General features: G+C 48.3%; 1 protein-coding gene. It reads left to right on the top strand.

Going from position 1 to position 820, the window contains the following annotated elements; all coding sequences use genetic code 11:
- A partial coding sequence (gene pyrB, locus ACTHUR_RS13095) for an aspartate carbamoyltransferase (RefSeq protein WP_440398944.1) occupies positions 1 to 761 on the top strand: 761 nt, incomplete at its 5' end.
- Positions 762 to 820: the final 59 nt, after the last annotated feature.

Below are 820 nucleotides of genomic sequence, written 5' to 3'. Positions count from 1 at the left end.
CCCGTACTCGTTTGTCTTTTGAAACGGCGGTACAGCGTTTGGGTGGGAAAGTTATCGGTTTTTCCGATGGTGCAAATACCAGCGCGAAAAAGGGTGAAACGCTCGCAGATACTGCGAGGATTATTTCCAGCTATACGGATGCGATTATTCAGCGACACCCGAAAGACGGTGCGGCCCGTGTGGCGGCCGAATTTTCGAGCGTGCCCGTGATTAATGCCGGCGATGGTACCAACCAACATCCGAGTCAGACGCTTTTGGATTTGGTCACGATTTATGAAACACAGGGCAGTTTGAGCAATTTGAAGATTGCGATGGCCGGCGATTTGAAATATGGCCGTACGGTACATTCATTGTGTCAGGCGCTGAAGCGTTGGGGTTGTGAATTTGCGTTTGTTTCCCCTCCCAGCTTGGCAATGCCGGACTATATCACTGAAGAGCTGGAAGAAGCCGGGTGCCCTTATCAAATTTTGCCCGGATTGGAAGAAGCGGTCGAATGGGCGGATATTTTGTACATGACCCGCGTTCAGCGCGAACGTTTTGATGAGCAGGAATTTGCCAAAATTCAGGGTAAATTCAATCTTGATGCGCAAATGTTGGCGAATGCTAAACCCAATTTGCGCGTCTTGCATCCTTTACCGAGGGTAGATGAAATTCATCCGGACGTGGATAAAACACCTCATGCCTATTATTTTGAACAGGCAACCAATGGCGTGTATGCACGGATGGCGATTTTGTCTTTGGTATTGAACGAAGAAGTTTAAGGAGCGAGAGATGGAAAACTCAAAACTCAGCGTTGAAGCGATTGAACAAGGTACGGTAA

It is taken from the genome of Neisseria sp. P0021.S007 (genome assembly GCF_051956855.1).
Note: the sequence above shows the minus strand (reverse complement) of the source record. Positions and strands in the feature narration are given on the sequence as shown.